The organism is Streptomyces sp. R21 (assembly GCF_041051975.1).
Classification (GTDB): domain Bacteria; phylum Actinomycetota; class Actinomycetes; order Streptomycetales; family Streptomycetaceae; genus Streptomyces.
This window is the reverse complement of sequence record NZ_CP163435.1, coordinates 8,920,185-8,946,348: the sequence shown is the minus strand read 5'-3', so window position 1 is coordinate 8,946,348 and position 26,164 is coordinate 8,920,185. Positions and strand designations below refer to the sequence as shown.

27 protein-coding genes and 2 pseudogenes are annotated in these 26,164 nt (G+C 70.0%); 21 read left to right on the top strand and 8 right to left on the bottom strand.

All coding sequences use genetic code 11. The features are described 5' to 3' along the window. The first annotated feature begins 4 nt into the window (after window positions 1-4). Window positions 5-1,012: a pentapeptide repeat-containing protein gene (locus tag AB5J56_RS40035; RefSeq protein WP_369240534.1), complete on the top strand. Its 1,008-nt coding sequence runs from the start codon at window positions 5-7 to the stop codon at window positions 1,010-1,012. A gap of 54 nt (window positions 1,013-1,066) precedes the next feature. Here the strand turns inward: AB5J56_RS40035 and AB5J56_RS40030 are convergent, their stop codons facing one another. Together AB5J56_RS40030 and AB5J56_RS40025 are read right to left on the bottom strand one after the other, a co-directional pair. Continuing rightward, window positions 1,067-1,693 (bottom strand): GNAT family N-acetyltransferase, encoded by a 627-nt coding sequence (locus tag AB5J56_RS40030; protein ID WP_369240532.1) that lies wholly within the window; start codon window positions 1,691-1,693, stop codon window positions 1,067-1,069. A gap of 110 nt (window positions 1,694-1,803) precedes the next feature. Beyond that, a complete protein-coding gene (locus AB5J56_RS40025; RefSeq protein WP_369240530.1) occupies window positions 1,804-2,835 on the bottom strand; it encodes a trans-acting enoyl reductase family protein in 1,032 nt (343 codons plus the stop codon). A 140-nt stretch (window positions 2,836-2,975) separates the two neighbouring features. Between AB5J56_RS40025 and AB5J56_RS40020 the strand changes: the two are divergent. Beyond that, window positions 2,976-3,441 (top strand): annotated as a pseudogene (locus tag AB5J56_RS40020) (helix-turn-helix domain-containing protein); the annotation flags it as partial. Window positions 3,442-3,543: 102 nt separating this feature from the next. Continuing rightward, on the top strand, window positions 3,544-4,407 hold the full coding sequence (locus AB5J56_RS40015; protein ID WP_369240528.1) for a DUF6348 family protein: 864 nt from the start codon (window positions 3,544-3,546) through the stop codon (window positions 4,405-4,407). A gap of 95 nt (window positions 4,408-4,502) precedes the next feature. On the opposite strand, the gene AB5J56_RS40010 is transcribed toward AB5J56_RS40015, so the two are convergent. Beyond that, the gene (locus tag AB5J56_RS40010) at window positions 4,503-6,227 is read right to left on the bottom strand and encodes an acyl-CoA dehydrogenase family protein (protein WP_369240526.1); all 1,725 of its coding nucleotides are present in this window, start codon (window positions 6,225-6,227) and stop codon (window positions 4,503-4,505) included. A 112-nt stretch (window positions 6,228-6,339) separates the two neighbouring features. Continuing rightward, window positions 6,340-6,897 carry a PadR family transcriptional regulator gene (locus AB5J56_RS40005; protein ID WP_369240524.1) on the bottom strand — a complete coding sequence of 186 codons (558 nt, stop codon included), beginning with the start codon at window positions 6,895-6,897 and terminating at the stop codon, window positions 6,340-6,342. 585 nt (window positions 6,898-7,482) lie between these two features. Here AB5J56_RS40005 and AB5J56_RS40000 point away from each other — a divergent pair. The 10 genes and pseudogenes from AB5J56_RS40000 (at window position 7,483) to AB5J56_RS39955 (ending at window position 13,458) form a co-directional block, all read left to right on the top strand. Next, entirely contained in the window at window positions 7,483-8,322 is an 840-nt protein-coding gene (locus tag AB5J56_RS40000; RefSeq protein ID WP_369243060.1) for a S1 family peptidase, read from the top strand. A 196-nt stretch (window positions 8,323-8,518) separates the two neighbouring features. Next, on the top strand, window positions 8,519-8,917 hold the full coding sequence (locus AB5J56_RS39995; protein WP_369240522.1) for a hypothetical protein: 399 nt from the start codon (window positions 8,519-8,521) through the stop codon (window positions 8,915-8,917). Window positions 8,918-9,161: 244 nt separating this feature from the next. Further along, window positions 9,162-9,407: a gas vesicle protein gene (locus tag AB5J56_RS39990; RefSeq protein ID WP_260695961.1), complete on the top strand. Its 246-nt coding sequence runs from the start codon at window positions 9,162-9,164 to the stop codon at window positions 9,405-9,407. A gap of 248 nt (window positions 9,408-9,655) precedes the next feature. Then, window positions 9,656-9,880: pseudogene (gene gvpJ, locus AB5J56_RS39985) on the top strand (gas vesicle protein GvpJ); the annotation flags it as partial. Window positions 9,881-10,594: 714 nt separating this feature from the next. After that, window positions 10,595-11,308: a GvpL/GvpF family gas vesicle protein gene (locus tag AB5J56_RS39980; RefSeq protein ID WP_369240520.1), complete on the top strand. Its 714-nt coding sequence runs from the start codon at window positions 10,595-10,597 to the stop codon at window positions 11,306-11,308. Window positions 11,309-11,366: 58 nt separating this feature from the next. Then, window positions 11,367-11,654 carry a gas vesicle protein GvpG gene (locus tag AB5J56_RS39975; RefSeq protein WP_369240518.1) on the top strand — a complete coding sequence of 96 codons (288 nt, stop codon included), beginning with the start codon at window positions 11,367-11,369 and terminating at the stop codon, window positions 11,652-11,654. 11 nt (window positions 11,655-11,665) lie between these two features. Further along, a complete protein-coding gene (locus AB5J56_RS39970) occupies window positions 11,666-12,016 on the top strand; it encodes a gas vesicle protein (RefSeq protein ID WP_369243058.1) in 351 nt (116 codons plus the stop codon). Further along, window positions 12,006-12,863 carry a GvpL/GvpF family gas vesicle protein gene (locus tag AB5J56_RS39965; protein ID WP_369240516.1) on the top strand — a complete coding sequence of 286 codons (858 nt, stop codon included), beginning with the start codon at window positions 12,006-12,008 and terminating at the stop codon, window positions 12,861-12,863. Before AB5J56_RS39970 ends, AB5J56_RS39965 begins: the two co-directional genes overlap by 11 nt. Then, entirely contained in the window at window positions 12,860-13,045 is a 186-nt protein-coding gene (locus AB5J56_RS39960; protein ID WP_369240514.1) for a gas vesicle protein, read from the top strand. The genes AB5J56_RS39965 and AB5J56_RS39960 overlap by 4 nt, the downstream gene beginning before the upstream one ends. A gap of 143 nt (window positions 13,046-13,188) precedes the next feature. Next, on the top strand, window positions 13,189-13,458 hold the full coding sequence (locus AB5J56_RS39955; RefSeq protein WP_369243056.1) for a gas vesicle protein K: 270 nt from the start codon (window positions 13,189-13,191) through the stop codon (window positions 13,456-13,458). Between the two features lie 69 nt (window positions 13,459-13,527). Here the strand turns inward: AB5J56_RS39955 and AB5J56_RS39950 are convergent, their stop codons facing one another. Together AB5J56_RS39950 and AB5J56_RS39945 are read right to left on the bottom strand one after the other, a co-directional pair. Continuing rightward, complete coding sequence (locus AB5J56_RS39950) at window positions 13,528-13,788, bottom strand: hypothetical protein (protein ID WP_369240512.1); 261 nt, start codon at window positions 13,786-13,788, stop codon at window positions 13,528-13,530. Between the two features lie 264 nt (window positions 13,789-14,052). Then, window positions 14,053-14,475 (bottom strand): secondary thiamine-phosphate synthase enzyme YjbQ, encoded by a 423-nt coding sequence (locus tag AB5J56_RS39945; RefSeq protein ID WP_369240510.1) that lies wholly within the window; start codon window positions 14,473-14,475, stop codon window positions 14,053-14,055. A gap of 122 nt (window positions 14,476-14,597) precedes the next feature. Here AB5J56_RS39945 and AB5J56_RS39940 point away from each other — a divergent pair, with 122 nt between their 5' ends. The 6 genes from AB5J56_RS39940 (at window position 14,598) to AB5J56_RS39915 (ending at window position 19,953) form a co-directional block, all read left to right on the top strand. Then, complete coding sequence (locus AB5J56_RS39940) at window positions 14,598-14,681, top strand: putative leader peptide (protein ID WP_350495123.1); 84 nt, start codon at window positions 14,598-14,600, stop codon at window positions 14,679-14,681. Between the two features lie 146 nt (window positions 14,682-14,827). Continuing rightward, on the top strand, window positions 14,828-15,721 hold the full coding sequence (locus tag AB5J56_RS39935; RefSeq protein ID WP_369240508.1) for an ABC transporter permease: 894 nt from the start codon (window positions 14,828-14,830) through the stop codon (window positions 15,719-15,721). Next, the gene (locus AB5J56_RS39930) at window positions 15,694-16,488 is read left to right on the top strand and encodes an ABC transporter ATP-binding protein (protein ID WP_369240506.1); all 795 of its coding nucleotides are present in this window, start codon (window positions 15,694-15,696) and stop codon (window positions 16,486-16,488) included. The genes AB5J56_RS39935 and AB5J56_RS39930 overlap by 28 nt, the downstream gene beginning before the upstream one ends. 122 nt (window positions 16,489-16,610) lie before the next feature. Continuing rightward, entirely contained in the window at window positions 16,611-17,642 is a 1,032-nt protein-coding gene (locus AB5J56_RS39925; protein ID WP_369240504.1) for an ABC transporter substrate-binding protein, read from the top strand. 1 nt (window position 17,643) lies between these two features. Then, window positions 17,644-18,798 carry an LLM class flavin-dependent oxidoreductase gene (locus AB5J56_RS39920; protein ID WP_369240502.1) on the top strand — a complete coding sequence of 385 codons (1,155 nt, stop codon included), beginning with the start codon at window positions 17,644-17,646 and terminating at the stop codon, window positions 18,796-18,798. Window positions 18,799-18,864: 66 nt separating this feature from the next. Next, window positions 18,865-19,953, top strand: a complete 1,089-nt coding sequence (locus AB5J56_RS39915; protein WP_369240500.1) for an NAD(P)-binding domain-containing protein — start codon at window positions 18,865-18,867, stop codon at window positions 19,951-19,953. A 12-nt stretch (window positions 19,954-19,965) separates the two neighbouring features. On the opposite strand, the gene mltG is transcribed toward AB5J56_RS39915, so the two are convergent. Both mltG and AB5J56_RS39905 read right to left on the bottom strand, forming a co-directional pair. Then, window positions 19,966-20,802 carry an endolytic transglycosylase MltG gene (gene mltG / locus AB5J56_RS39910; protein WP_369240498.1) on the bottom strand — a complete coding sequence of 279 codons (837 nt, stop codon included), beginning with the start codon at window positions 20,800-20,802 and terminating at the stop codon, window positions 19,966-19,968. A gap of 43 nt (window positions 20,803-20,845) precedes the next feature. Continuing rightward, the gene (locus tag AB5J56_RS39905) at window positions 20,846-22,645 is read right to left on the bottom strand and encodes an ABC transporter ATP-binding protein (protein WP_369240496.1); all 1,800 of its coding nucleotides are present in this window, start codon (window positions 22,643-22,645) and stop codon (window positions 20,846-20,848) included. Between the two features lie 95 nt (window positions 22,646-22,740). Between AB5J56_RS39905 and AB5J56_RS39900 the strand changes: the two genes are divergently transcribed. Continuing rightward, complete coding sequence (locus AB5J56_RS39900) at window positions 22,741-23,196, top strand: MarR family winged helix-turn-helix transcriptional regulator (RefSeq protein WP_369240494.1); 456 nt, start codon at window positions 22,741-22,743, stop codon at window positions 23,194-23,196. A 24-nt stretch (window positions 23,197-23,220) separates the two neighbouring features. After that, window positions 23,221-26,157, top strand: a complete 2,937-nt coding sequence (locus tag AB5J56_RS39895) for an FAD-binding and (Fe-S)-binding domain-containing protein (protein WP_369240492.1) — start codon at window positions 23,221-23,223, stop codon at window positions 26,155-26,157. The last annotated feature ends 7 nt before the right edge of the window (window positions 26,158-26,164 follow it).

The window sequence follows — 26,164 nt, the reverse complement described above, 5'->3', positions numbered from 1 at the left end:
TGCTGTGCGCGTCGACAGCCTCGCCGGCCGGGTCATCGCTGTGATCTCTCGTCGTGCACCGGCCTTCCGACCCGACGGGGATTCCGGCATCCCCCGCGGTTTGCCCGGCAGGCAGCCACTCGCCCACGAACCGAGCACGGCCGTGGTGACGTCAGGGCTGCGGTTGGTCAACGTCGGTCTGCAGAACGCCACTTTGCGCGGTGCCGGCCTGCGGGGCGCCCATCTGCGCGGCGCTGATCTACGGGGCGCCGACCTGCGCGAAGCCGAGTTGCAGGGAGCCGACCTCCAGGTGGCCAATCTGACGTCGGCGACCCTCGAAGGCGCCGATCTGCATCGGGCGGACCTCCGCGACGCCCATCTCGACAGCTGCGACCTGCGCCACGCCGATCTGCGCGACACCGACCTGCGCCACGCGTCGCTGTCCAAGGCCACCATGAACAGCGCCAACCTGGCGGGCGCCGATCTGCGGGATGCGAAGATGCCCAACTGCATCCTCCGTGCTGCCGACTTGAGAGATGCCGACCTGCGCGGCGCCGACCTTCACTACGCGGACCTCCGGGGCGCCGACCTGCGCCAGGCGCGGCTCGACACGGCACTCGGCACGGCGATCCTGGAGGAGACCGACCTGCGCGACACCGACCTGCGCAGGCAACGGCTCCAGGACGGCCGACTTCGCGGTGCGGACCTGCGCGGCGCCGATCTCCGCGGCGGCGACTTCGCCGGCGCGGACCTCCGGGACGCCGATCTCACCGGTGCCCAGGCGTGGAAGGCGGATTTCGAGCGAGCCGACCTCAGTGGCGCGAACCTCATCGACCTGGATGTGGGTCCCGGGGAACCACATGGCCGCAGCCGCCTCAAACTGGCCGGAGCCCGCTGGACAGCAGCCACGCAGTGGCCACCCTCCCTCCACGGTGCCGTGCATGCCCACTCGATCGAGACCAGCCACGGCGTGTTCGTCGTACCCCACGCCAAGGCGCGAGGGTGGGTCTCCGAAGCGGCTACCTCGCGCTGACGTGGAGCGTTCACTCCCATGGGATCGGCCCGCTCCGGCGGCTGAAGCCGACGGTCAGGGTGTCCTGGCCGTCGACCTGCCCAGGTAGGTCAAGGGGCCCGGGTCCGGTACGGAGATCTCGTGGAAGCCGAGGCGGTCGTAGAAGACGCGGGCGGGTTTGTTGGTGGTGACCATGCCGAGGTGGACGGCGGGGACTGCGCGGGCGGCCAGCGCGCCGAGGAAGGCGTCCATCAGGGCTCGGCCGAAGCCCCGGCGCTGCCACTCGGGGAGCAGGTCTATGTGCAGATGCGCGGGGTACGGGGCGAGTTCGGGAAGGATCATGCGTTCCGGGTGGTGCAGTAGGTCGACCATCGCGTCGCCAGGCGTGCGCGGTGGCGTCGTACGCCGGGGGTAACGGTCGGCGACGCGCGGGATCCAGGTGTCCCGGAAGTCGCGGACGAATCTCTCGGTGTCGGCGGTGCCGACGATGTAGCCGACGGCTCGGCCGGTCCCGTCGTCGAGGACGAAGGCAAGGTCCGGTTCGAGGTGGCAGTAGGGATGCGCGAACAGGGTCGGCATCAGCTGCTCGTCCGGGTAAAGGGCCCGCGAGTCCCCTCCGTTGTCCGCGGTCATCACGCACACGTGCGCCACCGCTGCGTGGTCTTCGGTCCTGTGGGAACGCACTCTCGGCTGGTGATCCATGAGTCCCATCCTCTCGACGTGGGAGCGCTCCCACAAGAGGCGTGCCCGGAGACGGCGCCTCCTTCCGCGTCGTACGAGGGCCAAGAGGCCCCCGTACGACGAAGATTCGCCTACCGGGTCAGCTCGAGCGAAATGTGCGGAGCCAGCGCGCGCAGGAAGGCCGGGGCGTCGAAGAGCTCGCCGGCGGAGGCGACACCGACCGCCTTGGCCTGTCCCGTGAGGATGCGGTCGAGCGCCTCCACCACGAGCGGTGCGGTGACGGCGTAGATGTCCTGGCCCCGCGCCACGGCCCGCCGTTCAACGTCGCCGGAGCGTACGACGACGTCGACGAGGAAGGTCTGCGCGGACCGACCGCTGTCGTCGACGGCGGTCGGGGCCGGGGTGTCCGGGGCCGACAGCTCCCGAGCCGCCTCGGTCGCCATGTAGGTGCGTACCTCGGGGATGGGCAGGTGGCTGGGGATGGTGACCACGTCGGCCATCGTGAACTCGCCGATGACGGGCCGGGTGCCCATCGGCTCGGGGAAGGACCACTCCAGGGTGGGCAGGTCGTCGTGGTGGTACTCCAGCCGCCCCTTCGTGTAGCGGACGCGCCGGCCGCCCCGCCGCTCGCCGGAGACCTTGCCCGCGTCGCGCGTCCCGCCCGTGGGGTGCCAACTGCTCAGCCCGTACGCGATGTGCGCCTCGTCGGCCGCGGTCCAGTCGCCCATCGCCGCGGTGGCCAGCAGGTCGCCGAGGCCGCCGAAGAAGGCCATCGCGGGGACGACCAGCGTTCCGGCGGCGCGGGCGCGGTCCGCGAAGTGCGCGAAGGTGTCGGCATTGGCCTCGATCTCGGCCGCCACGTCCAGATACGGGATCCCGGCGCGCAGTGCCGCCTCGATCACGGGGGCGGCCGTCGTGGCGAAGGGCCCGGCGCAGTTGATCACGGCCGCCGCACCGGCCAGGGCGCGGTCGAGCGAGGCCGGGTCCTCGACCGACGCCGGTCGGACGTCGAGTCCGGGATGGGAAGCCGCCAGCGTCCGCAGCTTGTCCGCGTCACGGCCGGAGAGCACCGGGATGAACCCGCGCTCCCGCAGCTCTGCCACCACGAACCGCCCGGTGTGCCCGTACGCACCGAACACCGCGACCGTCTGACCCGTTTCCATGGACTCTCCCCCGCTCGAATGATCAACTGCGTACATCATGCCGGTGACCGGCACCCCACCGCCAGCGTCCGGAACGACATCCCCCGCACAATTCCGGACATGGGTCTTGCCTCGCTGGCCGCACGGACGCCCTTGTGCCGGCGGCGGCCGGCCTGCTGGACGGGAGGCGCGCGACCACGCACCGGGCGCACACCGATGAACTGGCCGCCCGCTACCCCGAGGTGGAGGTCGACCCGGACGTGCTCTACGTGGACAACGGCAGCGTGCTCACCTCCGCGGGCAAGGCCGCCGCGCTGGACCTGTGCCTGCACCTCGTCCGCCTCGACCACGGGTCGTCGGTCGCCGACGCCGCCGCCCGCCGCCTGGTCGTGCCGCCGCTCCGCTGCAGTGGCTGTTCACCCAACACATCCGCCGCGCCCAGGAGTTGCCGGAGAACACCGACGACAGCGTCGACGCCATCGCGACAGCCACCGGCATGGGCACTGCCACGACGCCGCGCGCCACTTCAACCGAACGGTCGGCGTACCCCCCGACACCTACCGCCGCACCTTCCGCACGCGCTCCCGCCCCGACCCGGACGACGGTGGAGACGACTGCTACCAGTAGCCGGCCGTCCGACCATTGAGCCAGGCCCAGGAGGCGTACGTATGCGGGGGCCGCAGCGCCTGCTCGCCCGGACGTGCGGAGCGGCTCAGTAGGATCCGCCGCATGCCTTGGATACGACGCCGTGCGCGCAACACAGAGCCGCCTGAGGAACGCCTGCCCGACCTCGACTTTCTCGCCCTCGTGAAGGCGAGCCTTGAGGAGTACGCGCCCGGCGTGACGCGGGGCACCGAGCTCAAGGGCAATTCGCTGAGCAGCCCGAGCGGATGGGCGGTGGGCGTCGCGCCGCCCCACCATGGGGGCGGCCGCCATTACGACCTCGTCGCGCTGCCGGACGTGAGCGTCCAGCCTGACGTGCCGTGCTTCATGGACTGCGTGGTCGCGATGTCCGGGGATCCCCGCAAGGCGGCCGACGCGTGGGTGCAGACGGCCGGTGCGTGCATGCTGGAACTCCTCGACCGTCGCGAGCGCTTCGCGGACCACGCGGGGCCCGGTCACGAGCGCGGCGTTCCCGGGTGGCACTCGATCATCTCCGGTGCGGTCGGCTTCGGGCTCGACGTCGACGAGAACCGGCGCTTGCAGAATGCTCTGCTGGACGCGAACGTGCTGCACCGCATCGCAGCCACTTTCACCGCGGACCTGGAATCGCCGTTCTTCAACGGGGTCAAGGTCTTCTACGGCGGGCGACCCGGCGCGATGCAGGCTGAGATCCGCGTCAACGGGGAGCGCCACGAAGCCGCCTCCGCCGCGATGGCGGCGCTGAACCTGCCCGAGCCGCCGGTGTTCACGGCCGTTCGTTACTACGCGCTGCTGCTCCCGGTGCCGGCTGACGGCGGGGAGCCGAGCTACCCGTCGGTCCGTCTCGACCTCGCCGACGCCCAGGGTCACAGCCACGGTACGACCTGCGGCTGCGGCGGGCACCCGGACTCGGGACACCCGGGCGGTTCGCCGATGACGCAGCCTCGGTAGCCCGACGCGTGGTGTACCTGGTCACGGGCGAGCCGTGGTCGAGCCGCCCGCCCCGGATCCTGCGGTCCGGAGCGGGCGGGCACTGCACACCGTGGTTACGGCGCCATCTCGTACGTCCCGGCCAGCGCCTCGACGCGCTCCCAGACGCGCGCCGAGCGGGCCTCGTCGACGACCGGGCGGCGGACCGCGCCGAGGGCCCAGTTCTGCTGTTCCGCGGTGGCGGAGTCCTTGCCGTGCAGCTCTACGGCGTGCGCGGAGAAGTCGCGTACGAGCACCCCGAAGAGCTCGTCGAGCACGTCCTGCTCAAGGCCGGTCAGGCGCGCCTGTTCCAGGATCAGCTGTCCGTGCACGACCAGCGCGAACAGCTGACCGACGGCGAGCAGCAGATCGAGGTCGCGGCTCTGCTCCTCGTCGGGTGCGGCCGTGGCGACGAACTCGCAGAGGGCGTCCGCCTGTTCGCGGAAACGGCCGACGTTGGGCACCTCGGCGTACGCGTCGTAGGCGGTGCGCCAGTCGTGGAAGCGGATGGCGCCCAGGCCTCGGGCCGGGCCCTGCCGGAAGAGGAAGTCGTCGTCGGCCGCGTCCAGGCGGGTCGGCACGGGCGCGTACTCGGCCGGGTTGAGCAGGTGGTTGCCCATGAACTTCAGGATCAGCGCGAGGTTGACGTGGACCGTGCCCTCCAGCTTGGGCAGGCCGCGGATCTCGACGGCCGCCTGCGCGAAGTAGTTGTCCTTCTCGAAGCCCTTGGCGGCGATGACGTCCCACATCAGGTCGATGACCTTCTCGCCCTCCGTGGTCACCTTCATCTTCGTCATGGGGTTGAAGAGGAGGTAGCGGCGGTCGTCGGGTCCCGCGGAGCGGAAGTAGTCGACGGCGCGGTCGCTGAACAGCTTCATCCCGACGAGGCGGACGTACGCGTCGGTCAGCTCGCGGCGCACATGCGGGAAGGCGGTGACGGGGCGGCCGTACAGGATGCGGTTGTGGGCGTGGGTGACGGCCTCGTACATCGCGTGCTCGCAGATGCCGATCGAGGCGGTGCAGAGGTTGAACTTGCCGACGTTGACGGTGTTGAGGGCGGCGTCGAAGGCGGCACGGCCGGTGTGCAGTACGTCGTCGGGGCCGACCGGGTAGCCGTCGAGACGGAACTCGCTGACGTACTTCGAGGAGTCGACGACGTTCTTCACCAGGTGGTACGCCTCGTGGCGGCTGTCGGCGGCGAAGAAGACGTAGCCGTCGGGGCCCTCGACGTCGGTGCGGCGGCCGAAGACGGAGACAAGGCCGGCCGCGTTGCCGTTGCCGATGTAGTACTTGGAGCCGCTGGCCCGGAAGCCGCCGTTGCCGTCGGGCTCCAGCAGCATGTCGGTGGAGTAGATGTCGGCGCCGTGGCTCTTCTCGGACAGTCCGAAGGCGAACACCTCGCCCTGGGAGAGGAGTTCGGCCGCGCGCGTGCGGGCAACGGCGTTGTCGCTCTGCCAGACCGGGCCGAGACCAAGGATCGTGACCTGCCACGCGTACCAGTAGTCGAGCCCGTAGAAACCGAAGATCTCGTTGAGGGCGGCGATCCGCGCCGTGTCCCACCGCTTGTCCTGCTGCTCGTCGTCGGCCGCGGAGGCGGGCGTCAGGAAAGTCGCGAACAGCCCTTCCTTGGCGGCGAACGCGAGGAAGTCCGCCAGCCAGGCCCGTGAGCGGTAGTCCTCGATCAGCCGGCGCTTTCCGCGGCTCTCGAACCAGTCGACGGTGGCGCGCAGCAACCTGCGGGTCTCGGGGTCGAAGTGCGTCGGGTCGTAGGTGCGCGGGTTGAACAGCAGCGGGTCAGCCATGGATGTTCGCCTTCCGGCTTGGGAGTTGAAAACTGCGAGTTGAAAGCTGCGAATTGCGGGGATGCGGGGTGCGAGCTGGTGGCCCGGAGGACTCCCGATGCGTGAACCCGGTTCAGAGCTCGGGAGCGAGCCCACGGAGCGTGGCGATCACGTCGTCCAACCAGGCGAGCGTCATGCGTTCGTACGCGATGCCGCCACGCAGCACCACATGCTGGAGCTCCTGGCCGGCGTCCGGTGTTAGCGGCGCCTCGGGTCCGGTGAAGTCACGCCGCTCCCCCGCGAGATAGTGCGCGAGCCGGTCGGTGTGCGCCTGGTGATGTCGCTCGACCTCACAGATCAGCGCGGCCGGGTCGTCGAAGGCCGCGCCGCGGATCTTCACGGCGAGCTCGTGCCGGACGCTCTCCGGTTCGATCGGCTCGTGCAGCCACTGGGACAGGGCGGCCCGGCCGCGGGCGGAGACGGAGTACTCCCTCTTGTCCGGCCGGGACTGCTGCGCCACCTCTTGAGCGTCGAGCCAGCCTTCGCTCTCCATGCGCTTGAGGACGCGGTAGATCTGCTGATGGGTGGCGGCCCAGAAGTAACCGATGGAACGGTCGAACCGCCGGGCCAGTTCGTAGCCGGAGCCCGGCTTCTCCAGCAGTGAGACGAGGATCGCGTGCTCAAGCGCCATGCTCGAATCCTTCTATGCAACTCGTTGCATAGGCAAGTGCCACCACCCGGCTGAGACACGAGTCACGGAACGCGGTGTCACTCGCACCCCCTCATGGGACAGCCACGACGAACCAGCTTCTTCCACCTCCAGGCACCCGCGGACACTCCCGATGTGTGGGACCACCACGTCCACGGAGACGTTGGCGACGCCGACCCCACCTTCACCTGCCGTTTCCTCCCTCTCCCCCTCAAGCAACCACTGGCCGACGAACAGGACTCATGGGTGGGCCACATCAACCTCGGCCGAAGGCCGCCTACCCCCACCGAGCGCGGCCGGGCAAACTGAGGCGTTGGCCGGCCTCGACCGTCCGTCGCCGGGCACACCGTGGCCGTACACCATCATGTGTCCGCTCGGACGCCCCTTCGTACCCGCACACGGCACCACGGCCCCACGGCCCCACGGCCCCACGGCACGGAAGCACAGCACGCCCGATGACCATCCCGGCGTGCCCCGAACCCGACCCATCGTCCTCGGGAGACTTCAGTGATCAGAGCGCGCCGCACCAACATCAGACGCCCACGGCTGATCGCCTCGGTGTTGAGCCTGTTTGTCGTGACCGCTCTCGCGGTGTCCGACACCGGCGCGGCCGCGGCGCCCACGACCGCCGCCGCACCCTCCACCGCCTCGGTGTCCGGGGCGGCTTCGGCCGTCGAGTCCCTGGGAATCGCCGGGACGAGCTGGGCCGTCGACGAGCACACCGGGCAGCTGCGGGTTCTCGCCGACTCCACGGTCGCGGACGCGGACCTGGCCAGAATCCGGCAGGCCACCGGGCACTTCGCGGGTAGCGCGACCCTCGAACGGCTGGACGGTCGGCTGCGCACCCTGCTGTCGGGCGGCGACGGCATCTACGCAGCCGGTTGGCGCTGCTCGGCAGGGGTCAACGTACGCAGCGGCTCCACGTACTACTTCGTCACCGCCGGCCATTGCACCGACGGCACGACCACCTGGTACACCGGTTCCGCCATGACCACGACGATCGGCCCGACCATCGCCACCAGCTTCCCCAGCGACGACTTCGGTGTCGTCCGGTACTCCAACCCGGCCGTACCGCATCCGGGCACCATCGGAACCGTCGACATCACCGGTACCGCGACCGCCTACGTCGGCCAGAGCGTCTGCCGTCGGGGAGCGACCACCGGTGTGCGATGCGGCGTGGTCACCGCACTGAACGTCTCCGTCAACTACGGGAGCGGAGCAATCGTCTACGGGTTGATCCAGACCAACATCTGCGCCGAGCCGGGCGACAGCGGCGGCCCGCTCTACGCCGGCGACAAGGTCATCGGAATCCTCTCCGGCGGCTCCGGGAACTGCACCTCGGGAGGGACCACCTACTACCAACCGATCCAAGAAGTGCTGAACGCCTACGGGCTGTCCGTCTACTGACGAGGCATTGATCACTCCGCGGTCGGCCGGTTCCGGGCGGAAGCGCTCGGCCCGTCAGGCGGAGTTGGTGAACGCCCGGCGAGGGCCATGTCAACGCCTTCGGCACGAGACCGCGCCCGCCCTACAGTCGGCATCCTGATCACGCGAGGAACGACAACCGCACCTGGCTAGGAGCTTTGGCGGCCAGTAGTGCTGAATGCCGAAGATCCTTACGGTGGAGTTGACGGCCGAGCAACAGGCCGAGGTGCAGCGGCGCCTGGCCGGACGCGACCCGTCACGTAGCGAGCGGCAGCGGTTGGAGTGGTTCCGCTTGCTGGGCAGTGGCCTGATCGTGCCGCAGGTTGCCGACCCGCTGGAATGCAATCAGGTCACGGTGCGCGATGCGGTCAACCGCTTCAGCGACGGACAGGGGGACACCCCGGCCGATACCCCGCTTCCGCCGCCCCTCGGTGTCGCCGTAGAGATGCCCTGCGCTGGCACGCTGTTGCCCGCTGCCACGTGGACGTGGCCGGATCATCCTTCGCTGGGCTCCTGGTGCGTGCAGTTGTCGCGTGGGGTGGGTGTGGTCGCGGAAATTCATGTAATTAGTATGTAGAAATTGTGGGCATCACGTGTTCAAGATGTGTTCAGATCATGTGCACGACATTTGGTGAGTCGGCGGATGCCGGCCGTCACGCTCGGAGGGCGCGCGAAAGGCCTGCCGACGCGTCGTGACCTGTCGGACGTACCTTCCAGCTGGACGGACCGGACGAACTATGAGCACGAGCGACTTATCCGACCCCGCGCCGGGTTCGGCGCCGGCGTCACCCACCGCTGGGGCCCCTGTGGCCGGTGACGCCGTGAGCGCGATGCGTAACGCGCGCGCCCAGCTTGCCGAACTTCTGGGCCGCACACCGGAGTCGGTCACGGCCATCAGCCGCGACGGGACAGGCTGGCAAGTCGACATCGAGGTTGTGGAGCTGGAGCGCATCCCCGATTCCACCAGCATCCTTGCCGTGTACCAGGTGAGGCTGGACGCCAACGGCCTTCTTCTCGGCTACGCCCGCAGCCGCCGCTACACCCGAGGTCAGGTCGACCGGCAGTGAGGGCGTGCGAGGTACCCCGCGCAGCGGCCGAGTTGCCGGTGCATCGCTTCCCTCCGCGCGACGCAGACCTCTGTGCATGAATGCTCCGCCTGCTGTCGCGGCGGCCATGTCTGCGACGTCCTCGCCTCCTGACCCGGTTGCGCCGGTCCGGGCCCTCCGTCCAGTTGCCGTACGTCGATCGGGCAACGGCCCATCGCCGACAACCGCCCCGCACGCCTTCGCCCCACCTCTCAGAGGGGACCTCTCCGATGACCGTGCTCGCCCAGACCGCCGCACCCCGCGCCCAGAAGACCGACGGGGGCCTTTACGACATCCTCGACCTGATCCTTGACCGCGGACTCGTGATCGATGTCTTCATCCGAGTGTCGGTGATCGGCATCGAGATCCTGCGCGTCGACATCCGCATTGTCATCGCCAGCGTCGACACCTACCTGCGCTTCGCCGCGGCGACCAATCGCCTCGATCTGGAGAACCGCGGTACTCCCGTGGTGGCTCCGGCGCCCGCGCTGTTCACGCCGGCCCTGCCCACTGCCGTGGCATCCGGAACGCCGGCGCCTGTCTCGCCGGGCGTCGCGGCAGTTCCTGCTCCCGGCACTGTCGTCATGCAGGGGCAGCCCGGCACCGCCTGGCAGCCCGGCACCGGTGCCGCGGTCCCAGTTGTCGGGAACCTCGGACAGACGGTGGAACAGGCGGTCGGGACGGTCGGGCAGACCGTCGGTGGCGTCGTCGGCGCCGTCACCCCGACCGTCGGGGGACTGGTTCAAAACGCGGCCCCGACCGTCGGGGGACTGGTCCAAAGCGTGGCACCGACCGTCGGGGGGCTGGTCCAAAGCGTGGCACCGACCGTCGGGGGGCTGGTCCACAGCGTGGCACCGACCGTCGGGGGGCTGGTCCACAGCGTGGCACCGACCGTCGGCGGAGTGGTCGGCGCAGCGGGCCAGACGGCCGGCACCGTCGTGGGAGCCGTCGCCCCGACAGCGGCGACCGTGGTGAGCGCTGCCGCCCCGGCGGCCAGTGCCGCGGTCCCGGTCGCGGATCCCGCGGCGCACAGCGCCGACGCCACCGTGCAGCAGGTGATCGACGCCCCTGCTTCGACCGAGGCCCGCCACGAGGAGGACACCACCGTCGCACCCGACAAGACCCCCGGTGGCAAGGCCAAGGGACCGCAGGACGGGAAGGCCTGACGGATGCCCCTCTACCTCTATGCGATCACGGACGCCGACCACCCGCTGCCGGTCCACGGGGCCACCGGAATCGGGGCGTCGCCCGCGCCCTTGCGGGCGGTACGCACCGCCCGGGTGGCCGCCGTCGTCAGCCGGGCGCCGGCACAACTACGCGCCAAGCGACGGGATCTGATCGCCCATCAGAACGTGCTGCTGATGCTCGGTGCCGCAGGTGCCGTGGTGCCCCTGCGCTTCGGCACACTTGCCCCCGACGACGGCGCGGTGCGCCGCGCGCTGGCGGACCAGGAGTCGTTGTTCACCGATCGGCTCCGAGAGGTCGAGGACCGCGTCGAGTTCAACGTCAAGGCCCTGCAGGACGAGGACACCGCCCTGCGGGATGTCCTGCGCGACAGTGCCGAAGCCCGACGCCTCAGCGCCCTCACCCGGGACGGCGCAGGGACGCACGACGACCAGGTGTCCCTCGGCACGGTCGTCGCCGCCGGGGTCGAGGCGCTACAGGAGCAGCACGCCCAGGACATCACCCGCCGACTGGAGCCGCTGGCCCATCGCGTCGCCGCGGGTGATCCGACGGGCGAGGTCTTCCTGAACCTGAGTCTGTTGATCGAACGCGGGCAGGCGGATGCGTTCGCCGCGTCCGTGGGCCAGGTTGCCGAGAGCCTCGGACACGGGTTGGAACTCCGGGTGACGGGCCCTCTCCCGCCCTACAGCTTCGTCTGACCGCGCGACGCGCACCGCACCGCGCCCCGCCACCTCCCGACTGGAAGGAGAGCGCCGTATGGGTCTGCTGGGCAGCCTGCTCGGCCTGCCACTGGCTCCGCTGCACGGGGTCGCCTGGGTGCTCGAACAGGTGGTGCAGGAGGCGGAGCGGCAGTATGCCGACCCGGCTCCCCTCCACAGTGAACTGGCCGAACTGGAGGCTGATCTGCTGGCCGGCCGCATCACCGAGGAGGAGTTCAGCCTTCGGGAGGACGAACTCCTGGATCGTCTGGAAGAGATCGCCTCTGGCAACGGCGCGGATCTGGCCGACCTCGAAGGTTCGGCACTACAGGAAGGCTCCCCGTGACCGACGCCCTCGTGCGGCGGGCAGGTGCTCACTCGCCCCAGCCGGGCGGTGCAGGCAATCTGGCCGACATCCTGGAACGCGTCCTCGACAAAGGGGTCGTGATCGCAGGAGACATCAAGATCAACCTGCTCGACATCGAACTCCTCACCATCAAACTGCGGTTGCTCATCGTCTCGGTCGACACCGCGCGCGAGATGGGCATCGACTGGTGGGAGCACGACCCGACGCTGTCCTCTCGAGCCGTACGTCCCGCCCCGTCACCCGACCTCGCCCGCGCGGAGGAACTCGCCGCGGAGAACGCCCGACTTCTCGCCGAACTCCAGTCGCTCAACGCCCGGTTGAAGGAACCCGATGCTCTCTGAGCCCGAAGCCCCGCGCCCGGCAGGCCGCACCGAGGCGGTCTACGCGTACGCCGTACTGCTGCAGAACGAGGCGGCCGAGCGGGCCGCCCGAGAACTACGCGGCGTCGATGGGCTGCCAGTACGGATACTGCGCGGCGCCGACACAGTCGCAGTCGTCAGCGACGTACCCTCCGACGCCTTCACCGAAGAGGCCGTCGCACAGCGGCTCGACGACATCACCGACCTGGAACGCCTGGCCCGCGACCATCACCAGGTGATCGCCGCACTGGCTTCCCATACGACAGTGCTACCCCTCCGGCTGGCCACGGTTTACCTCGACGACGCCAGCCTGCTGCGACGCCTGCACGCCGACGACGGCCACTTCCGCACAACCTTGAACCAGCTGGAGGGCCACGACGAGTGGGGCGTCAAGATCTATGCCCATCCGTCGATCACGCACCCGACCACTGCCACGTCCTCGGGGGACCGGCCACGCTCCGGGCGTGACTACCTGCGCGCCCGCCGCACTAGCCGAGACGGCCACGATGTGGCCCGTCAGGCCGCCGCTGACCTCGGCGCACGAGTGGATCGTACGCTCGCGGAAGCGAACCTGGTCACTGACATTCGGCATCATCGTCCCCAGTCGGCCGCTCTGTCCGCGGACCCGGGGGAGAACGTCGTCAACGCGGCCTACCTTGTCCCGCGAAAGCACACGCGGAGCTTCCAGGACCGCGTGGAGGTGCTCGCGGCCGGGACCGTCGGCGTCCGACTTGAGATCACCGGGCCCTGGGCCCCGTACTCGTTCGCCTCTCCCCCGCAGGAACCGGCCGAAAGGGCGGAACCCGTGATCCCGCAGACGACGCCGTGACGGCCGAGGGCCTGCCCCATGCAGAGGTCGCTCTGGTCGATCTCCTCGACCGGCTCCTGGCCGGCGGTGTCGTCATCGCGGGAGACCTCAGTCTCTCTATCGCCGACGTGGAACTGGTCCGCATCTCCCTGCGCGCCCTGCTCACCTCGGTCGAGGCGGCCACGGAAGGAATCCTGACGTGACACCACGCGACGAACCCGGACTCAGCCGGCTCCCCGATTCGCACACACCGCCCCCACCTCTCGACACGGAACGCCCGCTACCCCTCGGCGCTCAGGCGACACCGGCACCGGACTCCGAACAGTCCGCGCCCCGACGCCTCGACCTGGACAAGGACACGGTCGAACGCGACCTCGTCCGACTGGTACTCACCGTCGTGGAGTTGCTGCGCCAGCTCATGGAACGGCAGGCCATCCGCCGAGTCGAAAAGAACAACCTGACCGAGGAGCAGGAAGAACGCATCGGCGTGACGCTCATGATCCTCGACGAACGCATGACCGAACTACGCGAGCGCTACGACCTGAGCCCCGAAGACCTGAACCTCGACCTCGGCCCGCTCGGCCCCCTCCTGCCGCGGCAAGAGGGGCGCTACTGAGGTTCTCGGCCCAAGGGTGACAGTGAGCAGGTATGGCCGGTTGGAACGGCGGCTCAGGCTCTGCGGATATCACAGCCGACCCCGGGCGGCGCGCCCGTACATCACCGCGAGGTGATCTTCCGGGGCCAGCTCACCCTCACGATTGAGGCGGGCGGCTTCACTGCTCGGCGTGACGTTCTCCGGGTCGGCGAGCATCCGGCGAGCCACATTCCGAATGACCTCTGCCGCGTGCGGGTGGAGTTCAACACGATCGGCCTTCCCGCCCATGACGGTGCGGACGTGCCGGAAGCCGTACGAGGGTTTCTGCTTCGTCCTCCCAGCGACTCGCATCTTGATCGTGGCGTCACGGTTCCGGCGTTGGATCGCCCGCAGTTCCATCTGGGCGCCCCATCACAGGGGCCCCGCTCATCACGCAGCCAGGCCCCGGCTTGGGGCGCGTCACGGGATCGGTCGCGCCCGAGACCTCCCAGCAGGCACTTTCCGCATCCGTCGTTGGGTTGTTCGGTCTCGCCCCAGGTGACATGTGGCATCGCCAACTCCTGTTCCGCATCGAAGCGTGAGGAGTTTCGGCCGCCACCCCCAGGACGGTCTCGTTCATCCCAGGAAGCTCAACCTCACATGACGGTTGGCATTGGAGATGTTGGTGTCGACCAGACACACGGACTGCCAGGTCCCCAGCTCCAGCCGCCCGCCCAGCACCGGCAGTGTCGCGTGGGGCGGGACGAGGGCCGGGAGTACGTGGTCGCGGCCGTGGCCGGGGGCGCCGTGGCGGTGTTGCCAGCGGTCGTCGGCGGGGAGCAGCGAGTGGAGGACGGCGAGGAGGTCGTCGTCGCTGCCGGAGCCGGTTTCGATGATGGCGATGCCGGCGGTTGCGTGGGGCACGTAGATATTGAGCAGGCCGTCGCGACCGGCCGCCGTCTCCCGGAGGAAGGCCTCGCAATCGCGGGTGAGGTCGACGACCCGCTCCGATGAGCCTGTGGCGACGTTCAGGACACGGGTGCTGAAAGCATCGGACATGCATCCATCCTCGCCCATGCGCCGGGTTCCCTGCCTGAGCGACCGTCCGTTCGGCGATATCAGAGGTCCAGTCCGCGAGACGCCATTGACCGTGCACGGACCAGCTGGCTACTTTCTGCCGCATGTTGCGTTCAGTTCTGCTCACCACGCGCGGTCACATCGACCTGCTGCGGGTGGCCTCCGCCGCGTGTCGCCGCGGCTGCTGACGCCCTTCTCCTCTTCCCTCCCGCTTTCGCCTGGGCTTCGCCCTACCCGCACGTCTGATTCCACGTCGACCACCTGACGCGGACCTCCCGACGCGGCGGCACCCCGGCGCATTCCTCTCCGGTCGCTCTCCTCCCGTGGAGCCCTCATGAGCATCAGCCACGCCCCGCCCAGCTCTTCCAAGCCGGATATATCGCCCATAGCGCCATCGGATGTGGTCACCTCCGACCGGACTCCGCCGGAACTCGTCACCCTCGTCCCCGCCTCCACCCGGCACACCCGGGTCCCCCGCTGGCTGCGCCGCACCTCCGGCCCCGTCCTGCTGCTCGCTCTGTGGCAACTCCTCAGCAGCACAGGGGTGTTGACCTCCGATGTGCTCGCCTCACCGGGAACCATCGCGCGGGTCGGCAGCGATCTGATCTCCGACGGTTCACTGCCGAACGCCATGGGCGTCTCGTTGCAGCGCGTCGCGTTCGGGCTGCTGCTCGGCACCGTCGTCGGCACCGGACTCGCCCTGGTCTCCGGGCTGTTCCGGATCGGCGAGGATCTCGTGGACGCGAGCGTGCAGATGCTGCGGACCGTTCCCTTCGTCGGGCTGATCCCGCTGTTCATCATCTGGTTCGGCATCGGCGAGGCACCGAAGATCGCCATCATCACGCTCGGCGTGTCCTTCCCGCTCTACCTCAACGTCTACGCCGGCATCCGCGGAGTCGACTCCCAACTCATCGAAGCCGGGGAGTCCCTCGGGCTCTCCCGGTGGGGATTGGTCCGGCATGTCGTCCTGCCGGGTGCGCTGCCCGGCGCCATGACCGGACTTCGCTACTCGCTCGGCATCGCCTGGCTGGCGCTCGTCTTCGCCGAGCAGATCAACGCGGACGCCGGAATCGGCTTCCTCATGGTGCAGGCGCGCGACTTCCTGCGGACCGACGTGATCGTGGTCTGCCTGATCGTCTACGCCTTCCTCGGCCTGCTCGCCGACTTCATCGTCCGCTCCCTCGAAAGGCTCCTGCTGCAATGGCGACCGACGTTCACGGGCCGGTGAGCACCGTGCCGCTCGACAAGAACACCGCGCCCGACGGACTCACGTCCACCGCTGCCCGCGCATCCGCGGTACGCGTGGAAGGGCTCACCCGCAGCTTCGACGGACGTGCCGTCATCAGCGACCTCCAACTCGACGTGAAGCAGGGCGAGTTCGTGGCCCTGCTGGGCCGCAGCGGCTGCGGCAAATCCACGCTGCTGCGCATCCTCGCCGGGCTGGACCGCGACATCGAGGGCACCGTTCTCGTCCCGCGCCGCAAGGCCGTCGCGTTCCAGGCGCCCCGGCTGATGCCGTGGAAGAAGGTGTGGCGCAATGTGCTGCTCGGCCTGCCCGGGAAGCCCGAACGCGCCATAGCGGAACAGGCGTTGACCGAGGTCGGTCTCACGCACCGTTCGGACGCCTGGCCCAAGACCCTCTCCGGCGGCGAGGCACAGCGCGCCTCCCTCGCCCGCGCCCTGGTCCCCGAGCCCGATCTGCTGCTGCTCGACGAGCCGTTCGGCGCGCTCGACGCGCTCACCCGTATCAAGGCACAGCGCCTGGTGGGCGAGTTGTGGCAACGCCGCGGCTGCGCCGTGCTGCTGGTCACGCATGACGTCGAGGAGGCGGTGCTGCTCGCCGACCGCGTCCTCGTGATGGACGACGGTGTCATCGCGTACGAGACACAGGTCGACCTGGAGCGCCCGCGCGACATCACCGACCCCCGGTTCGCGGAGCTGCGCGCCGGGCTGCTGGAACGGCTCGGCGTCGACACCGCAGCCGCAGCCGCCTGAACTCAGGACCACCGGCGCCTCCTTGGACCCCGGCTCCCCTCCCCCGACCCGACCCGACCCGCCTTCACCCTGCCCCTGCCCCTCACGCTCACCCACACCTGAACCAACCGAACGGATCCGTCATGCGACGACGCCTCGTCCCCGCCGCCCTGCTCCTCCCCCTGGCCCTGCTCCTCTCCGCCTGCGGCGGGAACTCGGCCGCCGACACCTCGACGGGTGGCGGAACCGACGGCAAGGGTTCCCTCACCCTCAACGTCGGCGACCAGAAGGGCGGTTCGGAGGCGGTGCTGCGGGCCGCCGGGGAGCTCAAGAACCTCAACTACAAGATCAAGTGGTCGACGTTCACCTCCGGTCCGCCGCTTCTGGAGGCCGTCAACGCCAAGGCCGTGGACATCGGCGGCGTCGGCAACACACCGCCCGTCTTCGCCGCCGGCGCGGGCTCGAAGATCTCGGTGGTGGCCGCCTGGCACGGGGCGTCCAAGGGTGAGGCCATCCTCGTACCGAAGGGGTCGTCGCTGAAGAAGGCCGAGGAGCTCAAGGGCAAGTCGGTTGCCGTGGCGCAGGGTTCGTCCGCGCACTACCAGCTCGTCGCCTCACTCAAGGAGGCCGGGCTCCAGCTGAGCGACGTCAACGTCAAGTACCTCCAGCCCGCCGACGCGCTGGCCGCGTTCACCAGCGGCAGGGTCGACGCATGGGCGGTGTGGGACCCGTACACCTCGCAGGTCCTCCAGGCCAAGCAGGGCCGCGTCCTCACCACCGGTGAGGGCGTCGTCAACGGCCTCAACTTCCAGGTGGCGGCGCCGAACGCACTCAAGGACACGAAGAAGGCCGCCGCGATCAAGGACTACCTGGAGCGGCTGCGGCGCGCCCAGAACTGGGTCTACGACCACCAGGAGGAGTGGGCCAAGGTCTGGGCGAAGGACACCGGGCTCCCGTACGACGTGGCGCTGGCCTCGGTGAAGCGCAGCAACGCCAGCCGGATCCCGGTCGCCATCGACAAGCCGCTGATCGCCTCCGAGCAGCAGATCGCCGACACGTTCACCGAACTGAAGCTCATCCCGAACAAGGTTGACTTCGCCGACTACGTGGACGACCGGTTCAACGGCGATCTGCCGCCGTCCACCACTGCCGCCCGCGCCCCGAAGGACTCGTGACATGACCGTCCATCTCCACTGGTTCCTGCCGACGGGCGGCGACGGCCGCACCCTCGTGGACCGGCACGCGTATGCGTCCAACCCGGTCGACCGGACGCGGCCGGTCAGCGGGGTGCGCGCGCCCGACATCGAGTACCTGGCCCAAATCGCCAAGGCCGCCGAGCAGTTGGGCTTCGAGGCGGTGCTCACACCGACGGGCACCTGGTGCGAGGACGCCTGGCTGACGACGGTGGCGCTCGCGCAGCACACCGAGCGGCTGAAGTTCCTGGTGGCGTTCCGGCCGGGCGTGATCTCGCCGACGCTCGCCGCGCAGATGGCGGCGACGTATCAGCGCATCACGCGCGGACGGCTGCTCCTGAACGTGGTCACCGGGGGCGACTCCGCCGAGCAGCGCCGTTTCGGCGACCACCTCGACCACGACCGCCGCTATGCGCGTACGGACGAGTTCCTGTCGGTGGTGCGCGGGGTGTGGGGCGGGCAGCCCTACGACTTCGACGGGGCGCACTACCAGGTCGAGGGCGGGCTGACGGCGCTGCCGCCGGACCCGTTGCCGGAGATCTTCTTCGGCGGTTCGTCGGCTGCCGCGGGGCCGGTCGCGGCCCGGCACGCGGATGTGTATCTGACCTGGGGCGAGCCTCCGGCTCAGGTGAAGGAGAAGATCGACTGGATTCGCTCGCTCGCCGAGCGCGAGGGGCGCAGGGTCCGGTTCGGGATCCGGCTGCACACCCTGTCGCGCAACTCGTCGGCGGAGGCGTGGTCGACGGCGAACCGGCTGCTCGACGACCTCGACGGGGACACGATCGCGGCCGCGCAGGCGGCTCTCGGGCGCAGTGAGTCGGTGGGCCAGCAGCGCATGCTGGCGCTGCACGGCGGCTCCCGCGACAAGCTGGAGATCTCTCCGAACCTGTGGGCGGGCGTGGGCCTCGTCCGGGGTGGCGCGGGCACCGCGCTGGTCGGCAGCCATGCCGAGGTCGCCGACCGGATCGAGGAGTATCACGCGCTGGGCGTCGAGCACTTCGTGCTCTCCGGCTATCCGCACCTGGAGGAGGCGTACTGGTTCGGGGAGGGCGTGATCCCGGATCTGGCGGCTCGCGGTCTGCTGCCGCGTACGACGACGGCGAGCGGTGCGCCGCTTCTGGTGGGGAGCGGCCGCTGACGGTCTTTGCGCCGGGCATCAGCGCCCGGCGGGAAGATCCGCACCCCCGCCCCGGTTAGTAGAAGCGTGAACAACACCGGGGTGCAGACACGCGAAGTCGATGTCGTCGTCATAGGCGCTGGTCAGGCCGGACTCTCCAGCGCCTATCACCTGCGGCGCACCGGCTTCGAGCCGGAGCGCGACTTCGTCGTCCTGGACCACGCGCCTCGCCCGGGCGGCGCCTGGCAGTTCCGCTGGCCGTCGCTGACGTACGGCAAGGTGCACGGGATGCACGCGCTGCCGGGCATGGAGCTGACGGGCGCGGACCCAGCGCGCGCGTCCTCCGAGGTGATCGCCGAGTACTTCGACACGTACGAGCACCGCTTCGACCTGCGGGTGCGGCGGCCGGTCGACGTACTCGCCGTACGGGAGGGCGAGGGAGGCCGGCTGCTCGTGGAGACGTCCGATGGCGTCTGGTCCGCGCGGGCGCTGATCAACGCGACGGGCACCTGGGACCGGCCTTTCTGGCCGCGCTATCCGGGGCAGGAGACCTTCCGGGGGCGGCAGTTGCACACCGCGCAGTACCCCGGCCCCGAGGAGTTCGCGGGGCAGCGCGTGGTCGTCGTGGGGGGTGGCGCGTCCGGCACCCAGCACCTGATGGAGATCGCGCCGTACGCGGCCGCCACCACCTGGGTGACGCGGCGACCGCCCGTCTTCCGTGAGGGTCCCTTCAGCGAGGACATCGGCCGTGCGGCCGTCGCGCTCGTCGAGGAACGGGTCCGCCAGGGGCTGCCGCCGAAGAGCGTCGTGTCGGTGACCGGGCTCCCGCTGAACGACGCGATCCGGCAGGCGATCGAGGATGGCGTCCTGGACCGGCAGCCGATGTTCGATCGCATCGTTCCGGACGGCGTCGCGTGGGACGACGGGCGGCGCGTGGACGCCGACGTCATTCTGTGGGCGACCGGTTTCCGCGCCGCCATCGACCACCTGGCACCGCTGAAGCTGCGCGAGCCGGGTGGCGGCATCCGTGTGGAGGGGACCCGCGCGGTCGCCGATCCCCGCATTCATCTGGTGGGGTACGGGCCGTCGGCCAGCACGATCGGCGCGAACCGGGCCGGGCGGGCGGCCGTACGGGACATCAGGCGGCTGCTGACCGGAGAGCCGGTCACCGCGTGATGCCCCCTCGGCTCACTTCGCAGGCGACCCGCTCTTGCGCTGCGCGTTGAACGCGGCGACGTTCTTCTGCTGCTCCTCGTAGCTCGCCGTGAACCGTGTGTCGCCCGGCTTGACCGTGACGAAGTACAGCCAGTCGCCCGGCGTCGGGTTGATCGCGGCGCGCATCGCCTCCTCGCCAGGGTTGGCGATCGGAGTGGGCGGAAGACCCATGCGCTGGTAGGAGTTGTAGGGGCTGTCGAGCCGGGTGTCCTGCTGCGTGGTGTCCAGCGTGGAGCGGTTCAGCGCGTAGTTGATGGTGGAGTCCATCTGCAGCGGCATCCCGCGCTCCAGACGGTTGAAGATGACCCGGGCGACCTTGCCCATGTCCTCCTTGGTGGCCGCCTCCGCCTGGACGATGCTCGCGACGGTGACCGCCTGGTAGACGTTCATCGCGTTGCGCTGCGCTCCGGCGGCGATCGGCGCCCCGTTGAACTTCTTGTTCGCGGTGTCGACCATGAACGACAGCAGGGACTCGGGAGTCGCCTTCTTGCCGAGCGGATAGGTCGCCGGGAAGAGGTACCCCTCCGGGTTGCCCTCCGCGTCGTTCGGAAGCTTCAGGTGGGCCTTGCCGAGGGCCTTCTTGGTGGTGCCGGAGGGCATGGTGAGCGCCTTGTCGACGGCGTCGTACACCTGTCCGGAGCGCCAGCCCTCCGGGATCACGAGGGATGTGGGCTTTGTGTCCCCGCTCTCCACGCTGAGCAGCGGCACCGCCACGGCGGTGGCCGCCACGACGGCTCCGGTCGCGATGAGGGCGGTCCGGCCCCGGCGCGTCAGTCGAATCGTGCTCCGTGGCGGAGTGTTCATCTGCATGCGGGCACGGTAACCCGCTAATGCCTACAAACCCGGCATATCGTCATCTTGTTGGCTCCAGTTGGGCGTCCCTGCGGACCAGGGCCGTATACCGCCCCTCCTGCCCCAACAGCTCCTCGTGCGTGCCGCGTTCGACCGCGCGCCCGGCGTCGAGGACCACGATCTGGTCGGCGCCCCGAATGGTGGACAGCCGGTGCGCGATGGTGAGCGTGGTGCGGTTGGCCGACAGCGCGTCGATGGCCTCCTGCACGGCGTGTTCGGTGCGGGTGTCCAGAGCACTCGTCGCCTCGTCGAGGATGAGCACAGGCGGGTCGCGCAGGATGGTGCGGGCAATGGCGAGGCGCTGCTTCTCACCGCCGGAGAACCGGTGGCCGCGCTCGCCGACCATCGTGTCGTACCCGTCGGGCAGCGACGTGATGTGGTCGTGGATCTGGGCCGCCTTCGCCGCCTCGTGCAGTTCCTCGTCGGTGGCGTCGGGCTTGGCGAAGCGCAGGTTCTCCGCGACCGAGGCGTGGAAGAGGTACGTCTCCTGGGAGACGACGCCGACCGCGCGGGCGAGCGTGTCGAAGTCGAGGTCGCGCACGTCCACCCCGTCGAGTGTGACGCGGCCGCCCGTGACGTCGTAGAGACGCGGCACCAGATAGCTGAGCGTGGACTTGCCGGATCCGGTGGGGCCGACCACGGCGAGGCTGCCGCCGGCGGGCACGGCGACGTCGATGCCCGCCAGGATGGGGCCGCTCCTGTCGTCGTAGTGGAACTCGACGTCCTCGAAGCGGATCTCGCCCTTGACCTGGTCGAGATGGACCGGCTGCTCGGGCTCGGTGATGTCGATGGGCAGGTCGAGGTACTCGAAGATGCGCTGGAAGAGCGCCAGCGAGGTCTGGATCTGGACGCCGGTGGAGAGCAGGCTGACCGCCGGCCGGAACAGGCCCTGCTGGAGCGAGACGAACGCGACGAGCGTGCCGAGCGAGATGGACGGGCCGCCGACCTGGAGGGCCATGCCCGCGGTCCAGTAGATGACGGCGGGCATGGCGGCCATGACGACGCCGATGACGGACATCCGCCAGCGCCCCGCCATGTTCGACCGCACCTCGAGGTCCACCAGGCGCTCGGACTCTTCCGAGAAGTCGCGCGTGAGCGAGTCGGAGCGGCCCATCGTGCGGCCGAGCACGATGCCGCTCACGGAGAGCGACTCGGTGACCGTCGCGGCCATCACGGCCATCTGCTTCTGACGCTGGGTGGTGATCTTCTTGCGTTCGTTGCCGACGCGGCGGCTGATCCACACGAAGACCGGCAGCAGGAGCAGCGAGACCAGGGTCAGGCGCCAGTCGAGGGCGACCATGGCGACGATGGTGGCGACCACGCTGGTGAGGTTGGAGACCAGCGAGGTGGCGGTCGAGGTGACGGTCGCCTGCATCCCGCCGATGTCGTTGGCTATGCGGGACTGCACCTCTCCGGTGCGGGTCCGGGTGAAGAAGGCGAGCGACATCCGCTGGAGCCGGCCGTAGACGGCGGTGCGCAGGTCGTGCATGACGCGCTGGCCGACGGTCGTGGAGATCAGGGTCTGCAGGACGCCGAAGACGCTGGTGAGGACGGCGCTGAGGATCATGCCGAGCGCGAGCAGGCTCAGCAGCCCGGTGCGGCCCTCGGGGATCGCGACGTCCAGGATCTCCTTCAGCAGGAAGGGCGTGGCGACGGAGACGAGGGAGGCGGCGCCGACGAGCAGGCCGACGATCGTGAGCCGGCCGCGATAGGGGCGGAAGAGCTTCAGGATGCGGCGCACCTGCCGCGGCTGTTCGGCCTCGGCGGGTGAAGGGGTCCAGGTGGGTTTGTCGGGGTGCAATGGGCTCCTACGAAGGTGAGCTGAATCGGATTGACGGAGCTTAGCTCATTGTTACCTATACTCACAATGAATAAGGTCCTGATATTGTTCCCGGCATGAGCACCCCCGACGCCGACGGCCTGCTCGCCGAGCAGCTGCTGCGGCTGACCCGCCGCGTGCACCGCATCCAGAAGCGCCATCTGGAGCACCGCGGTCTCGGCATCACCCCGGCGCAGTCCCGGCTGCTGCGTACCCTCGCGCACTACGGCTCACCGCCCCGCATGGCCGATCTGGCCGAGCGGCTGGAGGTGGTGCCCCGGGCCGTGACCACGCTGGTCGACGGCCTGGAGGCGAGCGGCAAGGTGCGCCGCGTCCCCGACCCCACCAACCGGCGGGTGATCCGGATCGAGGTCACGGACGAGGGCCGCAAGGCTCTGGGGGAGCTGCGCGGCGCGCGCCGGTCGGCGGCGGAGGAGATCCTGGCTCCGTTGACGGACGAGCAGCGCGAGGTGCTCGGCGGGCTGCTGGACACCCTGATCGACGGCAGCCCCGAGATGGAGCGCCGCTGCTGAGCCATCTGGTGTGAGGAGTGCGGGATGCCCCTGCTGGAGCCGGACCCGGACGCGCTGCGCCCTGCCGCCCGCCCCGAGACGCCCGCGCCCGACCGGGTGCCCGAGGACCGCGCCGGGGGCACGCCCGAGCCGCTGAGCAGCGACCTTGCCGCTCTGCTCGGCGCCGACAAGGTGCTCACCAAGGTCTCGGACCTCGTCCGCTACGCCTCCGACGCCAGCCCCTACCGGTTCGTCCCGCAGGTCGTGGTGGTCCCCGAGGACATCGACGACGTGTCGGCGATCCTGTCGTACGCGCACGGCAGGGGCCGCGAGGTCGTCTTCCGCGCGGCCGGGACCTCCCTCAACGGGCAGGCGCAGGGCGAGGACATCCTCGTCGACGTCCGCCGGCACTGGACGGGGGTCGAGGTCCTCAGCGGTGGCGAGCGGGCGCGCATCGGGCCCGGCACGACCGTCGCCCGCGCCAACGCCGCGCTCGCCCGCCACGGGCGCGTGCTCGGCCCCGACCCGGCCAGCGCGATCGCCTGCACGCTCGGCGGGGTGGTCGCCAACAACGCCTCCGGCATGACGGCGGGCACCACCCGCAACTCCTACCGCACCCTCGCCTCGCTCACCTTCGTGCTGCCCACCGGCACGGTCGTCGACACGGCTGAGGCGGACGCCGACGAGCAGCTCGCGCACGCCGAACCCGCCCTGTGCGTCGGGCTGATGGAGCTCAAGGCGGAGATCGAGGCGGACCCGGAGCTGGTCGCCAGGATCCGCGCCAAGTACGCGATCAAGAACACCAACGGCTACCGCCTGGACGCGTTCCTGGACGGCTCGACGCCGGTGCAGGTCCTGCGCGGCCTGATGGTCGGCTCCGAGGGAACCTTCGGCTTCATCGCGGAGGTCGTCTTCGACACGCTGCCGCTGGACCGGTGCGTCACCGCGGGGTTGCTCTTCTTCCCGTCCCTGCCCGCGGCGGCGGCCGCCGTGCCGCTCTTCAACGAAGCGGGCGCACGCGCCGTGGAGTTGATGGACGGCAACACACTGCGCGCCTCCGTCCGCGTCGAGGGCGTGCCCGCGGACTGGGCCGGTCTGCCCCGGTCGACGGCCGCGCTCCTCGTGGAGTTCCGCGCCGCGGACGCGACTCGGCAGGAGGCGTACGAGGAGGCGGCCGACCGGGTGCTCGAAGGGGTCGAACTCGTCGCGCCCGCCGCCTCGGTGACCAACACTTTCACCCGGGACCCGAAGACGATCGCGGGCTACTGGAAGGCGCGCAAGGCGTTCGTCACCGCGGTCGGCGGCGCGCGCCCCTCGGGCACCACGCTGATCACCGAGGACTTCGCGGTGCCGCCCGGGCGACTCGCCGAGGCCTGCGAGGCACTGCTCGACCTGCAGACGCGGCACGGTTTCGACGCGGCGGTCGCCGGACATGCGGCGCACGGCAATCTGCACTTCCTGCTCGCCTTCGACGCGGCGCAGCCCACCGATGTGGAGCGGTACGCGGCCTTCATGGACGAGTTCTGCCGCCTCACCGTCGAGCGGTTCGACGGCTCGCTGAAGGCGGAGCACGCCACCGGACGCAACATCGCGCCGTTCCTGGAGCTCGAATGGGGTCCCAGGGCCACGGAGTTGATGTGGCGCACGAAGCAGCTGATCGATCCCGACGGGGTGCTCGCGCCGCGCATCGTGCTCGACCGCGACCCCCGGGCGCATCTGCGTGGCCTGAAGACGATCCCGCGCGTCGAGCCGATCGCCGACCCGTGCATCGAGTGCGGTTTCTGCGAACCGACCTGTCCCAGCAAGGATGTGACGACCACACCGCGCCAACGCATCATGCTGCGCCGGGAGATGATGCGCCAGCCGGACGGCTCCCCGGTGGAGAACGGCCTGTTGGAGGCGTACGGGTACGAGGCGGTGGACACCTGCGCGGGCGACTCGACGTGCCGGATCGCCTGCCCGGTGGGCATCGACACCGGCGCGCTGATGAAGGACTTCCGGCACGCACTGCACTCACCGCGCGAGGAGAGGGCGGCGGCGCTGGCCGCGCGCCACTTCGGGGCCGTCGAGGCGTCGGCCCGGCTGGCCGTGGCCGCCGCGAGCCGTCTCGACGACCGGTGGGTGACGGCCCTGACGCGCGCGGCGCGCAAGGTGCTGCGGCCCGATCTCGTGCCCGAGTGGCTGACCGGCATCCCTGGTGCGGCCTCTCACAAAAGGCCGCACACCGCACGCGTGGGCGCCGTCGCCGTCTACTACCCGGCCTGCGTCAACCGCATCTTCGCCAGCCCCGGTGATGTGTCACTCCCCCGCGCCGTCGTGGCGCTCTCCACGCGCGCGGGGAGGCCGGTTTGGATTCCGGACGATGTGGCGGGCACGTGCTGCGGGACGATCTGGCACTCCAAGGGCTACGACGCGGGCAACGCGGTCATGGCCAACCGCGTCGTCGAGGCCGCCTGGGGCTGGACGGCGGGCGGCACGCTGCCGCTCGTCGTGGACGCCTCCTCCTGCACGCTCGGCCTCGCGCACGAGGTCGTGCCGTATCTCACCGCCGACAACCGGGAGTTGCACCGGGAGCTGACGATCGTCGACTCCCTGGTGTGGGCCGCCGAGGAGCTGCTCCCCCGCCTCGCCGTGCACCGCACCGTGGACTCCGCGGTGCTCCATCCCACCTGCTCCATGCGCCACTTGGGCGACGAGGCAGCGCTGCGCACCCTCGCCGAGGCCTGCGCCGACGAGGTGGTCGTGCCGGACGACGCCGGGTGCTGCGCCTTCGCGGGCGATCGCGGCATGCTGCACAAGGAGCTCACCGAGTCGGCCACGCGCAAGGAGGCGGCGTTCGTCGCCTCCCGGACCTTCGACGCGTACCTCTCCGCGAACCGTATGTGCGAGGTGGGCATGGACCACGCGACGGGCCGCGGCTACCGCTCCGTCCTGCTGGAGCTGGAGCGCGCGACCCGTCCGGATCATCATCCGAGCAACTGAACAGTCA